General features: G+C 39.4%; 12 protein-coding genes and 1 other annotated feature. Of the genes, 11 read left to right on the forward strand and 1 reads right to left on the reverse strand.

Features of this window, described 5'->3' with window-relative positions; translation table 11 throughout:
- The first annotated feature begins 23 nt into the window (after positions 1-23).
- The 8 genes from cps2T to P5Y91_RS03205 all read left to right on the forward strand — a co-directional run bounded on the left by cps2T (position 24) and on the right by P5Y91_RS03205 (position 10,640).
- Positions 24-1,172, forward strand: a complete 1,149-nt coding sequence (gene cps2T / locus P5Y91_RS03170; protein ID WP_061590795.1) for a beta 1-4 rhamnosyltransferase Cps2T — start codon at positions 24-26, stop codon at positions 1,170-1,172.
- Positions 1,169-2,110: a glycosyltransferase family 2 protein gene (locus tag P5Y91_RS03175; RefSeq protein ID WP_155125106.1), complete on the forward strand. Its 942-nt coding sequence runs from the start codon at positions 1,169-1,171 to the stop codon at positions 2,108-2,110. The genes cps2T and P5Y91_RS03175 overlap by 4 nt, the downstream gene beginning before the upstream one ends.
- A complete protein-coding gene (locus P5Y91_RS03180; protein ID WP_003003247.1) occupies positions 2,110-2,916 on the forward strand; it encodes an ABC transporter permease in 807 nt (268 codons plus the stop codon). The genes P5Y91_RS03175 and P5Y91_RS03180 overlap by 1 nt, the downstream gene beginning before the upstream one ends.
- Positions 2,916-4,118, forward strand: coding sequence for an ABC transporter ATP-binding protein (locus P5Y91_RS03185; protein ID WP_155125105.1), 1,203 nt, complete (start codon positions 2,916-2,918; stop codon positions 4,116-4,118). The genes P5Y91_RS03180 and P5Y91_RS03185 overlap by 1 nt, the downstream gene beginning before the upstream one ends.
- A gap of 17 nt (positions 4,119-4,135) precedes the next feature.
- Positions 4,136-5,794 carry a glycosyltransferase family 4 protein gene (locus P5Y91_RS03190; RefSeq protein WP_277838964.1) on the forward strand — a complete coding sequence of 553 codons (1,659 nt, stop codon included), beginning with the start codon at positions 4,136-4,138 and terminating at the stop codon, positions 5,792-5,794.
- A 1-nt stretch (position 5,795) separates the two neighbouring features.
- Positions 5,796-7,544 carry a rhamnan synthesis F family protein gene (locus P5Y91_RS03195; RefSeq protein WP_277838965.1) on the forward strand — a complete coding sequence of 583 codons (1,749 nt, stop codon included), beginning with the start codon at positions 5,796-5,798 and terminating at the stop codon, positions 7,542-7,544.
- Positions 7,544-10,069 (forward strand): LTA synthase family protein, encoded by a 2,526-nt coding sequence (locus tag P5Y91_RS03200; protein ID WP_125826279.1) that lies wholly within the window; start codon positions 7,544-7,546, stop codon positions 10,067-10,069. Before P5Y91_RS03195 ends, P5Y91_RS03200 begins: the two co-directional genes overlap by 1 nt.
- A gap of 94 nt (positions 10,070-10,163) precedes the next feature.
- Positions 10,164-10,640, forward strand: a complete 477-nt coding sequence (locus P5Y91_RS03205) for an EbsA family protein (protein ID WP_023917814.1) — start codon at positions 10,164-10,166, stop codon at positions 10,638-10,640.
- A gap of 9 nt (positions 10,641-10,649) precedes the next feature.
- Here the strand turns inward: P5Y91_RS03205 and P5Y91_RS03210 are convergent, their stop codons facing one another.
- Positions 10,650-10,850: a ferredoxin gene (locus P5Y91_RS03210; RefSeq protein ID WP_003006690.1), complete on the reverse strand. Its 201-nt coding sequence runs from the start codon at positions 10,848-10,850 to the stop codon at positions 10,650-10,652.
- Between the two features lie 45 nt (positions 10,851-10,895).
- On the opposite strand from P5Y91_RS03210, the gene P5Y91_RS03215 reads away from it, so the two are divergent.
- The 3 genes from P5Y91_RS03215 (at position 10,896) to infC (ending at position 12,745) form a co-directional block, all read left to right on the forward strand.
- Positions 10,896-11,351 (forward strand): SAG1386/EF1546 family surface-associated protein, encoded by a 456-nt coding sequence (locus P5Y91_RS03215; protein WP_003006692.1) that lies wholly within the window; start codon positions 10,896-10,898, stop codon positions 11,349-11,351.
- Positions 11,352-11,365: 14 nt separating this feature from the next.
- On the forward strand, positions 11,366-12,046 hold the full coding sequence (gene cmk / locus P5Y91_RS03220; protein WP_031574170.1) for a (d)CMP kinase: 681 nt from the start codon (positions 11,366-11,368) through the stop codon (positions 12,044-12,046).
- Between the two features lie 23 nt (positions 12,047-12,069).
- Positions 12,070-12,198, forward strand: a sequence feature (ribosomal protein L20 leader region).
- 16 nt (positions 12,199-12,214) lie between these two features.
- Positions 12,215-12,745: a translation initiation factor IF-3 gene (gene infC, locus P5Y91_RS03225; RefSeq protein WP_003003721.1), complete on the forward strand. Its 531-nt coding sequence runs from the start codon at positions 12,215-12,217 to the stop codon at positions 12,743-12,745.
- Positions 12,746-12,777 lie beyond the last annotated feature (32 nt).

Genomic DNA, 12,777 nt, shown 5'->3' on the forward strand with positions numbered 1-12,777 from the left:
TAAATGATTTGAAAGGGAACTCTATGCAACATGTTTTTATTATCGGAAGTCGTGGGCTTCCGGCTCAATATGGCGGTTTTGAGACTTTTGTGGACCAATTGGTTTCGTATCAAGTGTCTCCAGATATCCAGTACCATGTTGCCTGCCTTTCTAATGATCAAGCTTTTCAACATTTTGACTACAAGGGTGTCGATTGTTTTACCATTAAAGCCCCTAAGCTTGGGCCTGCGCGTGTCATCGCCTATGATATGATGGCCATCAACTATGCCTTGAAGCTTATTAAGAAACAAGGAATTGAACAGCCGATTTTTTACGTCTTGGGCAATACAATCGGAGCCTTTGTGGCGCCTTTTGCGCGCAAGATCCATAAGATAGGCGGACGATTTTATATCAATCCAGATGGACTGGAGTGGAAGCGGGCCAAGTGGGCCAAGCCGATCCAAGCCTATCTCAAGTATTCTGAAAAGATCATGACGCGCCATGCTGACTTGGTGATTTCTGACAACCCGGGTATTGAGTCTTATATCAAGGAAGCCTATCCTTGGTCCAAGACGACCTATATTGCCTATGGGACGGACTTGTCTCCAACCAGCCTAAGTAGTCAGGATAATAAGGTCCGAGAATTCTATCACAAGTGGCAGACTCAGGAGAAAAACTATTACCTAATTTTGGGCCGTTTTGTCCCAGAAAATAATTACGAGACCGCCATTCGTGAATTTATGGCCTCTTCCACCAAAAGGGATTTGGTGATCATTTGTAACCAGGAAGGCAATCCTTATTTTGAGGAGCTCCGAGATTGTACTGGATTTGATCAGGATCCACGCGTCAAGTTTGTAGGAACGGTCTATGACCAAGACCTGTTGAAGTATATCCGTAAAGAAGCCTTTGCCTATATCCATGGTCATGAAGTGGGCGGAACCAATCCGGGTCTCTTAGAGGCTCTTGCTCACACGGATCTGAATTTAGTTTTAGGAGTCTCCTTTAACCAAACGGTTGCAAAGGACACAGCTCACTATTGGACTAAAGAAACTGGAAATTTGGCGCATTTGATTGATCAGGTCGATCCTTTAGAAGATGTATCTGAATGGGGTCAACGTGCCAAGGCCAATATGAAGCAAAACTTTACCTGGGAAAAAATTGTAGGTGAGTACGAGGAATTATTCTTATCATGAAAGTAAATATCTTGTTGTCCACCTATAATGGTGAACAGTATCTAAAAGAGCAGGTCAAAAGTATCCAAGACCAGACTTATCAAGACTGGCAACTCTTGATCCGAGATGATGGGTCGACAGATGGTACGGTGAAGATTATTCAAGAGTTGGTGGCCCAGGATGAGCGCATTCGTTTTATCAATCAAGGAGCTATCGAAAATCTCGGTGTTATCAAGAGCTTCCATGCGCTTCTGAAATACGAGAAAGCAGATCTTTATTGCTTCAGTGACCAAGATGATGTCTGGCTTCCTGAAAAAATTGCTCTTCAAGTAGCAGAAGCGGCCAAGCACCCTCAAGAAATGCCTTTGCTGGTCTACACCGATTTAAAAGTAGTCGATGAAAACTTGAATGTTCAGCATGAGAGTATGATTCGCACCCAGTCTGATCATGCCAATACAGAATTGATTCAAGAGTTGACGGAAAATACGGTAACTGGCGGTGTAGCCATGATTAACCACGCGCTGGCTGACTTATGGACGGGTCAAGAAAAACATGCACTTCTTATGCATGATTGGTATTTGGCCTTGTTGGCAACTGCATTTGGGAAGCTCATCTATATCGATCGGCCAACAGAATTGTACCGTCAGCACAGTAGCAATGTTCTGGGGGCTCGTACCCTTAGAAAACGGGTTAAAAATTGGGTTCGCCCTCATATTCTTTTTGCTAAATATTGGAATCTCATTGAGTCCAGTCAAGAACAAGCAAAAAATCTATTGGATCTGCCTGTCAGTTCCCAAACTAAAGAAATCATTGAAAACTTTGTCACCATTATGGATGTTTCACTAAAAGAACGTTTGAGACGGATTCGTCAGTACGGTTACCGGAAGAACCGGGCTTTTCATACGGTTGTGTTTACCAGCTTGATTCTGACAAAGTTTGCATATCGAGGTAAAAAATAATGTTTGACGTTTTTAGTCAGAAAAATCGAATTTTATTAAGAGAATTAATCAAAACAGACTTTAAATTACGTTACCAAGGATCAGCAATCGGTTATCTTTGGTCGATTTTAAAGCCCCTGATGACCTTTACGATCATGTATATTGTCTTCATCCGATTCTTACGCTTGGGTGGAGATGTGCCCCATTTCCCAGTTGCCCTCTTGTTGGCCAATGTAATCTGGGGCTTCTTCTCAGAAGCCACATCTATGGGGATGGTGTCGATCGTTAGTCGAGGCGACCTATTGCGGAAGTTGAATTTCTCCAAACATATCATCGTCTTGTCTGCGATTTCAGGAGCAGCCATCAACTTTGTCATTAACCTGGTTGTTGTCTTAATTTTTTCATTCTTTAATGGGGTGACATTCTCTTGGACAGCTTTGATGGTGATTCCGTTGTTCTTTGAGTTGTTCTTGATGGCGACAGGATGTGCATTGATCTTAGCGACATTTTTTGTTCGTTTCCGTGACCTAGGTCAAGTCTGGGAAGTACTCCTGCAAGCCGGCCTGTATGCGACGCCAATTATCTATCCGATTACCTTTATTGCAGACCGCAATCCATGGGCTGCTAAGTTGGTCATGATGAATCCTTTGGCTCAAATTATTCAAGATATGCGTTATTTCTTGATTGATAAGGCCAATACCCCTGTCTGGCTTTTGGTGGAAAATAAGTTCTTGGTTTTGATTCCTTATGTTTTACCAATTCTTATTTTTGTTGCTGGCTTTGCTTACTTTAACAAACATGCTAAGAAATTTGCGGAGATTCTCTAATGATAGATAAACAAATTGCAGTAAAAGTAGACCATGTCAGCAAGTACTTTAAGTTGCCAACAGAGGCGACCAATAGTCTTCGAACTGCCCTGGTCAATCGCTTCAAAGGAATCAAAGGCTATAAAGAACAACATGTGCTTAAGGATATTTCTTTTGAAGTAGAAAAAGGAGACTTTTTCGGGATCCTCGGAAGAAATGGTTCTGGAAAATCGACTCTCTTGAAAATTATTTCTGAAATCTATGTGCCAGAAAAAGGCACCGTCACCATCGATGGGAAACTGGTGTCCTTTATTGAGCTTGGAGTGGGCTTTAACCCAGAACTGACAGGTCGAGAAAATGTCTATATGAATGGAGCTATGCTGGGTTTCTCGACAGCTGAAATTGATGCCATGTATGATGATATCGTAGACTTTGCTGAGTTGCATGAATTCATGAACCAAAAGCTTAAGAACTACTCATCAGGCATGCAGGTTCGTCTAGCCTTTTCGGTTGCCATTAAGGCCCAAGGCGATATCTTGATTTTGGACGAGGTCCTTGCAGTAGGAGATGAGGCCTTCCAGCGCAAGTGTAACGATTACTTCCAAGAACGCAAGAAATCAGGGAAAACCACGATTCTCGTTACCCATGATATGGGAGCCGTCAAGAAATATTGTAACAAGGCTGTTTTGATTGAAAATGGATTGGTGAAGGCCATTGGTGATCCTTTTGACGTTTCTGATCAATATAGTTTTGACAACTTGGAATCGAATTCACATCATCATGGAGATGAAGATGAGGGCTTGGTCACAACGGAAGTTGAAGATTTTACAGCTAGATTGCTTTCTCCTAAGAAAGTAACTCCTGATGATGAGGTGGTGATTGAGTTTTCATTTAATCTATTAGATGAGTCTGTTAATCCTCATATAGCCTTTTCATTTGTTGATATTTCTACTGGGAATGGACTGTATAACGATAATTCCATGGATGTTCCATTATCTGGTGTCGGACCTAAAAAAATCACTTATAAATGTAAGTTGCCGTACTTTAATCATGTGAAGTTAAGACTAGTAGCATTTTTAAGAGATGAAAATCAAGAAAACTTAGCAATATTGTCAACAACGAACCCTCCAGTCTTTTCAATAGATCGGGTAGTCGATCGAACAAATCGTTCGGAGTTGGATTCTTCGACTGGTTTGTTGATCCGTCAAGGCAAGTGGGAATAATTTCTTTGGTGTAGGCTATGAAAATTTTATTTGTATCTCCTGTTGGAGCCATGTTTAGTGGAGCAGAAGTATCAATCGTGAACCTAATGAAATTGTTGGTTCAGCAAGGTCACGAAGTTTATAATGTGATACCGGATAATGCCCCACACATTGATAAAGACTATCTCCGTCATATGGATACAACTGGAATTAAATTATTTCAGTTAAAAAACAATCAGTGGTGGTGGCCTGAATCTAAGACGCTGAACATTTCAGAGTTAGAAATCCAAACTTCTCAACAAAAGAATATTGAGGAAGTAAGAGAAATTATCCGGAATGAACAGATCGAATTGGTCATTTCGAATACAGTCAATGTTTTTCAGGGGGCCATTGCAGCTGCATGTGAACAGGTCAGACATTTTTATATTATTCATGAATTTCCTTTTGGCGAGTTCGGTTATTATAAGGACCTGATTCCCTTAATTGATGATTTGTCTGATAAAATTTTTGTAGTAGAAGGGGAATTGTACCACACTCTAACGAATTATTTTACGACTGACAAATTGATTCCCTTTATTCCCTATACAGAAGTTCAAGAACGTCCTCTTAAGAATTCTACTATTTCTCGTTTTGTATCCATCGGTGGGATTAACGAACGAAAAAATCAGCTTGAGTTGCTTGCAGCCTATAATCACTTAAATCGGAAGGAGATCGAACTGGTCTTCATCGGAGGATGGGATGAGCAGTACAAAAAGTTGATGGATGACTATATTCAAACGCATCATCTAGATCGTGTGACTTTTGTTGGTTTTCACTCGGATCCATGGTCCTTGGTGACAGATAAAGATATCCTCGTCTTGCCTGCTAAATTAGAAACATTTTCTTTAGTATTTGTGGAATCAGTCCTCAATGGAGTTCCGGCAATCATTTCCGATAATTTAGGTCATTTGTCTTCCAGTAAATTTTTAGAATCTGGGAATTTATATCCACTAGGAGATAGAGATCTACTAAGTCAACAAATGGCTACAGTGATTGAGAATTTTGATAGCTATAAAGAAAAACAATTACTGGATCAAGAACTCGCTCGAAAGAAATATAATCTCGAGTCCATCTATGCTGTTTTTAAAGATAACATTGAAGTAGAAACGCCAATTGGTAACCAAAAGCTTTCCTCTAAGTATGCTCGATTTTTGGGCATGAAATTCAATAATCGTGATCTCGAAGTAATTGGTAAATCTCAGGTGGTGATTTCAGCTTCACAGGATGGACTTCACTCAGCCTACCATGAAATATCAAAAGAGAGGATGGAAAATAAGGGCTCTATTATCTTCCAGCTTGAAAAGGAAAAGAGTCTAAAAATATTACTTTCAGAATTTCCGGGATCCTATAAAAAATTGTCATTGATTGCATTGGAGGATCAAAGAGAAATTCCTCTTGTAACTTCAAACGGAATTGATTTCGAGGATGTTTTGGTTTTCTTTAATACCCATCCACATATTCTTTTTGATCTTTCGAATAGTTCAGGTAATCAATTTCAATTCTCCTATGAAAAAGAAAGTGACGAAGAATTTAGCAGACACCTATTCAACTTACATGAGAATTATAAAAAGTTATCTCATGAATACAATTCCATCATCCATTCTCGCCGTTGGACCATTCCAACAAAGATCTTGAAATTCTTTAGAATAAGGAAATAATATGCAACGTTTACTTTTATATGTTCACTACAATAAGTTTAATTTTATTAGTGGGCATGTACTTTACCAATTAGAAAAGATTCGTCCCTTGTACTCACGAGTGGTCTTTATCTCCAATAGTCAGCTACCAGAAGATGTGAAGTCTAATTTAGTAGCACAGCATCTGGTGGACGATATTCTAGAGCGCCAAAATAGTGGCTTTGACTTTGCGGCTTGGCGGGATGGAATGAAGACAGTCGGCTTTGACCAACTGGCTCATTTTGATTCGGTTACCCTCATGAATGATACCTGCTTTGGACCTCTTTGGGATCTAGAACCAATCTATCAGCGGTTTGAAAATGATACTGAAGTGGATTTCTGGGGAATGACCAATTACCGGAAAGACAAGGATTTTAACGAGCATATTCAGAGTTATTATCTTAGTTTTAAAAAACAGGTGCTGACATCTAGTGCCTTCCATGAATTTTGGCAAGGTGTTCAGGACTTCACCAATGTTCAAGATGTGATTGATAACTATGAAACCAAGGTCACAACGAATTTCTTGGATGCAGGTTTTCACTATAAGACGGTCTTTGATACCATTCATGAAGACACCACAGGGATGCTCTATCCGGACTTTTCTTACTACAATCCTACAGCGATTCTCAATCATAAGGTTCCTTTCATCAAAGTCAAAACCATTGCAAACAATGAAGGAATTATGCCTTATATTTTCGACGAGTTGGAGCGTGTATCGAACTACCCATTAGACTTGATTCTCAACCACATGTCTATGATTGATCGTCCGGACTATCCTTATCTCTTGTCTCGTAAGTACTTGAAAAATCAGGAATTAGCTGGAGAGTTCGGTAAAAAAGTTGCAGTTCATCTTCATGTCTTTTATGTGGACCTCTTGGAAGAATTTCTAAATGCTTTTCAAGACTTTCATTTCGCTTATGACTTATGGATCACGACAGATGTAGAAGAGAAGAAGCAGGCTATTGAGCAAATTCTTTCTAATCGGGCGCAAGAAGCGACGGTTGTGGTGACTGGAAACATTGGACGAGATGTGTTGCCAATGCTGCTCTTAAAAGAGCAACTCTCAAAATACGATTATGTTGGTCATTTCCATACCAAGAAATCCAAAGAAGCAGATTTCTGGGCAGGTGAATCTTGGCGGAAAGAATTGATCGAGATGTTGGTCAAACCGGCTGATCAAATCCTAGCCAATATGGAAGCCAATCCAAAAGTCGGAATCACTATCGCAGATATTCCAACTTTCTTCCGTTACAATCGAATAGTGGTTGCTTGGAATGAGGCTCTTATTTCACCAGAGATGAATAAGCTCTGGGAACGGATAGGAGCGACCAAGACGATTGACTTCAAAAATCTCAATACCTTTGTCATGAGTTATGGGACCTTTGTTTGGTTTAAATATGATGCTTTGAAACCACTCTTTGATTTGAATTTGACAGCAACAGATGTTCCAGCTGAACCTCTACCTCAAAATTCGATATTGCATGCGATCGAACGTTTGTTGATCTACATTGCTTGGGATCAAAAATATGACTTTAGGATCTCTCAAAATCCTCATGTCCTGACACCATTTATTGATAATAAGCAATTGAACAATCGTGAAGATCTCCAACCGCATACCTTTGTGGACTTTAATCAAATTGGGGGGATCAAAGGAGCCTTGAAGTATATCGTAATCGGTCCTGCAAGAGCTGTGAAATATATACTAAAAAGAATGATAAAGAAAGTGAAATAATGAAACGGAAAAAAGAGTTTAATTTTAAAGAATTTATCCTCTTAGCATTATCGAAAGTCTCAAGAACTCAGTGGTATTATGGGGTTACTTTCGTTCTATTTTCTTTTTTTAATTTTTACCTAGCTCAGAATAATCTTGCAGTTCATAACAAAGCAACAGGAACTGTCCTACAATATGTTAATTTTTTAGGAATTCTATTTGGAATTAGTTTCTTGCTATTAATTCCAATATTATCCCAGTTCAATTTTAAAAAATGGTTTCCTCTTAAACTGATTGTCAGTTATTTGGTCTACAATACCCTTTCTTATTTGACAGAAATCACGATTTATTTGAATAATCCAAAATACAAGGTTTGGAATTTTGATCAGAATCCATTCTTTAGAACGGATTCCTTCCTTGTCATTTTCCTTCTGTTTGCTTCTACAGGTGGTTTGGTTCTATTGCGACAGCATTATGATAAGCTACCAAGTCGGAAAAAAGGAGGAGAAGAGATTGGCGAGAACTATCAGTATCTGGTCTTGTCGCAACTCTTGATCACCTTTATCGTAACAGACAAAAATTTTTCGACCCTGATTTACAGGACAGATAATTTTTTGTATAAGGCCTTTGAAATTGGCAAATACTCAGCTCAGCAATTTTGGTTAACAAATGAATTCTTATACATTCTCTTTCCATTGATTTCCTTACTTGGCTTCTTATATACAAAGGGACAACGAGATTTCGTCAAGAACAAACCGAGTTTCTCTTTAGTGTTCTTCTCTAGTACCACTATTGCAATTGTATTGAATTATTTTATCCAATTCAGTTTAGGTCGAACAGAACCCTTCTTAGGCGTTCATTACACGATTCCAGATGCCATCTTATTTCAAATTCTCATTCTGACAGCGATACTTATCTTTGTTTACATTTGTATCAATCAATATTGGATTGCTACCTGTCTCATTTCCATTGTTTCCATTGCTTTTGTAGTTGCAAATTCCATCAAGTTTGGCATGAGGAATGAACCAGTTTTACCGAGTGATTTAACTTGGTTAACCAAGCCAATGACGCTTTTGAGCTTTATGGACAAAGCGCAAATATTTTACATCTTTTTATTGGTGGTCTTTCTGGTTTGTCTACTGATTGTCGGGAAAAAGTACCTCTTTAAAGGAAGAATTATTTCTTCATGGAAAATACAAATCGGAGCTATTGCAGTGATGCTCTTATGCTTTAAGAGTGTCAATGGGATATTCAGTGATAAAGAAAACGGGAAGATCAAGGATAATGTACCAATTATTAGCACCCTGAACAATTACCAAGATATTAATTGGCTAGGGAATACGACCAATGCTCGTTACAAAGGATTGTCTTATGTTTGGATGAATCAATTGACGACGGAGGTTGTTCCAAAACCGGATGGTTATTCCAAAGAACGTCTTGAGAAAATAGCCCAAAAATATACCAACTTGTCTAATGCGATCAATAAGGAGAGAAGTAACTACTTAAACGATCAAACGGTCATTTATATTCTGAGTGAAAGTTTTTCTGATCCTAGAAAAGTCGAGGGAGTTGAGCTTACGCAAAATCCGATTCCCAATATTGAGAACATCATGAAGACCCACACGAGTGGGCAAATGCAATCGGATGGATATGGTGGCGGAACTGCAAATATGGAGTTCCAGACTCTTACAGGTTTACCATTCTATAATTTATCACAAACTGTATCTGTCTTGTATACGGAAGTTCTTCCTAAGATCCATGATGTGCCGTCTATCAGTAATGCATACTCAAAAAAGAATAAGATTGCTGTTCACTTGGCAGGTAAATCGAATTATTCTCGGGATATCGTGTATTCGAGATTGGATTTCAAAGATTTTATTACGACGGATACAAAGGGAATCAAGTACAGAAAAGAAGGAATTAGTCCGAGTGATGAATCCACCTATAATATTGTGTTGGATAATTTAAACGATAAAAACGGACAATTCTTTTCTGTGATGACCATGCAAAATCATACTCCATGGTTAGAAGCAAATCCAGAAACCTTGGATGCAAAAGGTAAAGGGTTTAGTGATGAAGAAAATTCAAAACTGACTTTCTACAGTCGCTTGCTTTCACAAACCGACACCGCCACCCAATCCTTCCTGGAAAGTCTTTCTAAAATAGATAAGAAGATTACAGTGGTATTCTATGGAGATCACTTGCCAGGTCTTTATCCTGAGTCCGCCTTTAAGAATAATCCGGAGAGTCAGTATCAGACAGACTACTTCATTTGGAGTAATTTTGATGCACCGAAATTGAACTATCCTTTGGTCAATTCAAGTGATTTCTCTGCTATGGTCTTTGAACAGACCAATTCAAAAGTTTCGCCTTACTATGCTTTGTTGACGGAAGTGCTGAAAAAAGCAAGTGTCGATAAAAAGGCCCTAGAAGGAGAAGCACAAGAAATTGCAGAGGATTTGAAAATGGTTGAATACGACTTGATTAGTGGGAAAGGTTACCTTTCTAAAGACTTCTTTAAAGTTCCAACTAATAAATCCAATTAAAAGGAGAGCAAGCAGTTAAAAATCTTTGTGATTTTGGCTGTCTGGCTCCCTTTTTTTTGTTTTTTATGCTAAACTATTAGATGGGGGTACGCTCATGATTAAGATATTTGGAAAGGTCCATTATCATTGGCAACCGGACTTATCTATTCTTGTGACTTATTGGTCCATTGCAGTGATTCCGGTCTTTATTGGACTGGCCTTGATGTATGAGAGCTCTAGTGTGCCAACGCTAGTTTTGTTTTCGTTCTTTTTATTTATGGTCTTGCTCGCGATTGGGGTCCATCGTTACTTCACGATCTATGAGGATGGGATCTTGCGGATTATTACTGCCAATCCTTTTACTCCAATCAAAGTGAAGATTGACTCGATCGAAAAGGTCGAAGTAAATAAGAAATCGATCAAGCTCATATTTAATGATGGATCGCGCAGTCGAACATTCTGTATGCGTAAATGGCCGAAAAAATACTTTATCAATGCACTTGCCTTAAATCCTTATTTTAAGGGAGAAGTAATCCTGACGGACAATTTCATCCATGTGGATTACTACGAGATGTATTATGCAAACAAATAAAAAGCCCTCTTAATCTTTTAAGAGAGCATGAGTGGGGCATTCTTTAATAGCCTCGAGAACATCGTTTGTGACAGGGACTTCCTTTTCAAGGAGGTCGTCCTCTTCAGCAGCAAATTTAACGATGCCATTGTCATGGTAATCAAATAATTCAGAATAGGTCTGACAGAGACCGCAAGCGATGCAACGATCTGGAATTAACGTAACTTTCATACTTCTATTGTAATGATTTTTACGAGAAAAAACAAGGAGGAAGTCATGGCAAAAGAACCATGGGAAGAAGATATTTACGATGATGGAGAAGAAACATTGAAAAGAACGAGTAAGTTAAACGGAATCAAGGCAGACCGTCTATTGACGATTTTAGCCATTATTTTCTTTGTAGTAGTAGTGGCGATGGTCTGCTTGTTGATTTTCCTTTCAACAGGTGGCAGCAACAAATCAAAACAAATGTCTGGTTTCTACAATGGAGAGACTAAGGTTGAACAGAAATCATCAGCCCCTGCAGCACAAACTGACCAAGCGGCTAAAGACGATAGTTCAAAAGATGAGAACTCTGAAGAAGGTACGATCACTGTTCAAGCAGGTGAAGGGGAAGCAGCGATTGCTGCGCGTGCTGGTATTTCCATTGCCCAATTGGAACAGTTAAATCCTTCTCATATGTCTACAGGATCATGGTATGCGAATCCTGGTGATGTCGTTAAGATTCAGTAGGAGTTGAGGACAGCATGAAACAAATTCAAATTGCCATTGATGGACCGGCTTCTAGTGGAAAATCCACAGTCGCAAAGATCATTGCCAAGGATCTAGACTATACGTATCTAGACACGGGAGCTATGTATCGTGCAGCGACTTACCTAGCTTTGCAAAATAATCTGACAGCTGAACAGGTTGATGACCTCTTAGCCCTTTTAGATCAGTATCCAATTAGTTTCGGTCGTTCAGAAGAAGGAGAGCAGCTTGTCTTTGTAGCAGACGTGGATATTACCCACCCAATTCGCGATAACCAAGTGACCAACAATGTTTCATGGGTTGCAGCGCTTGCGCCAGTCCGTGAAAAACTTGTCGCTCTACAGCAAGAAATTGCAGCAGAGGGGGGCATCGTTATGGATGGACGCGATATTGGGACGGTCGTCCTTCCACATGCAGAGTTGAAGATCTTTTTGGTTGCTTCGGTTGAGGAGCGGGCAGAACGTCGTTATAAGGAGAATGTTGAAAAGGGCATCACAGCGGATCTTGAATTGTTGAAAAAAGAAATCGCTGAGCGGGACTATAAGGACAGCCACCGTGCCGTTTCTCCTTTGAAACCTGCAGCTGATGCCATTCATTTTGACACAACGGGTGTTGGAATTGCAGATGTTGTTGCCTTTATTGAAGAAAAAGCAAAAAAACTTCTTGACAAAGAATAAAAAACTTGATATCATATAAAAGTTGAGAAAAGCAGAAGTGAGAACTTCTCGCCTTGTGACGCAAGTTGCCTGGCCCCTACGGATCAAGTTTCAGAAATGAAATACATCATGTAGTTCGGGCCTGTTTTGCAGGTCCGTTCTTTGTTTTTCTCGAATAATAAAAAAGAGGTGAAAACCATAGCAAAGCAAGACTTATTCATCAATGATGAAATTCGTGTACGTGAAGTTCGCTTAATCGGTCTTGAAGGTGAGCAATTGGGTATCAAACCACTTAGCGAAGCGCAAGCACTTGCGGACGACGCTAATGTTGACTTGGTTCTCATTCAACCTCAAGCTAAACCTCCTGTTGCGAAAATTATGGACTACGGTAAGTTCAAATTTGAGTACCAGAAGAAGCAAAAAGAACAACGCAAAAAACAAAGCGTTGTGACCGTGAAAGAAGTTCGTTTGAGCCCAGTGATTGACAAGGGTGATTTCGATACAAAACTTCGCAATGCTCGCAAATTCCTTGAAAAAGGAAATAAAGTGAAGGTATCCATTCGCTTTAAGGGTCGTATGATTACCCACAAAGAGATTGGTGCTAAAGTTTTAGCCGACTTCGCTGAAGCTACACAAGATGTGGCGATCATCGAACAACGTGCTAAGATGGATGGACGTCAAATGTTCATGCAATTGGCGCCAGCAACTGACAAGAAATAATCTGTCAGAAAGTTAAAAAAAGGAGAAAATAT

It is taken from the genome of Streptococcus taoyuanensis, from assembly GCF_029589235.1.
Classification (GTDB): domain Bacteria; phylum Bacillota; class Bacilli; order Lactobacillales; family Streptococcaceae; genus Streptococcus; species Streptococcus taoyuanensis.

Bases quoted from the DNA above. Each gene is read 5' to 3' on its own strand.
- cps2T (WP_061590795.1), top strand. From the start codon at position 24: ATGCAACATGTTTTTATTATCGGAAGTCGTGGGCTTCCGGCTCAATAT.
- P5Y91_RS03175 (WP_155125106.1), top strand. From the start codon at position 1,169: ATGAAAGTAAATATCTTGTTGTCCACCTATAATGGTGAACAGTATCTA.
- P5Y91_RS03180 (WP_003003247.1), top strand. From the start codon at position 2,110: ATGTTTGACGTTTTTAGTCAGAAAAATCGAATTTTATTAAGAGAATTA.
- P5Y91_RS03185 (WP_155125105.1), top strand. From the start codon at position 2,916: ATGATAGATAAACAAATTGCAGTAAAAGTAGACCATGTCAGCAAGTAC.
- P5Y91_RS03190 (WP_277838964.1), top strand. From the start codon at position 4,136: ATGAAAATTTTATTTGTATCTCCTGTTGGAGCCATGTTTAGTGGAGCA.
- P5Y91_RS03195 (WP_277838965.1), top strand. From the start codon at position 5,796: ATGCAACGTTTACTTTTATATGTTCACTACAATAAGTTTAATTTTATT.
- P5Y91_RS03200 (WP_125826279.1), top strand. From the start codon at position 7,544: ATGAAACGGAAAAAAGAGTTTAATTTTAAAGAATTTATCCTCTTAGCA.
- P5Y91_RS03205 (WP_023917814.1), top strand. From the start codon at position 10,164: ATGATTAAGATATTTGGAAAGGTCCATTATCATTGGCAACCGGACTTA.
- P5Y91_RS03210 (WP_003006690.1), bottom strand. From the start codon at position 10,850: ATGAAAGTTACGTTAATTCCAGATCGTTGCATCGCTTGCGGTCTCTGT.
- P5Y91_RS03215 (WP_003006692.1), top strand. From the start codon at position 10,896: ATGGCAAAAGAACCATGGGAAGAAGATATTTACGATGATGGAGAAGAA.
- cmk (WP_031574170.1), top strand. From the start codon at position 11,366: ATGAAACAAATTCAAATTGCCATTGATGGACCGGCTTCTAGTGGAAAA.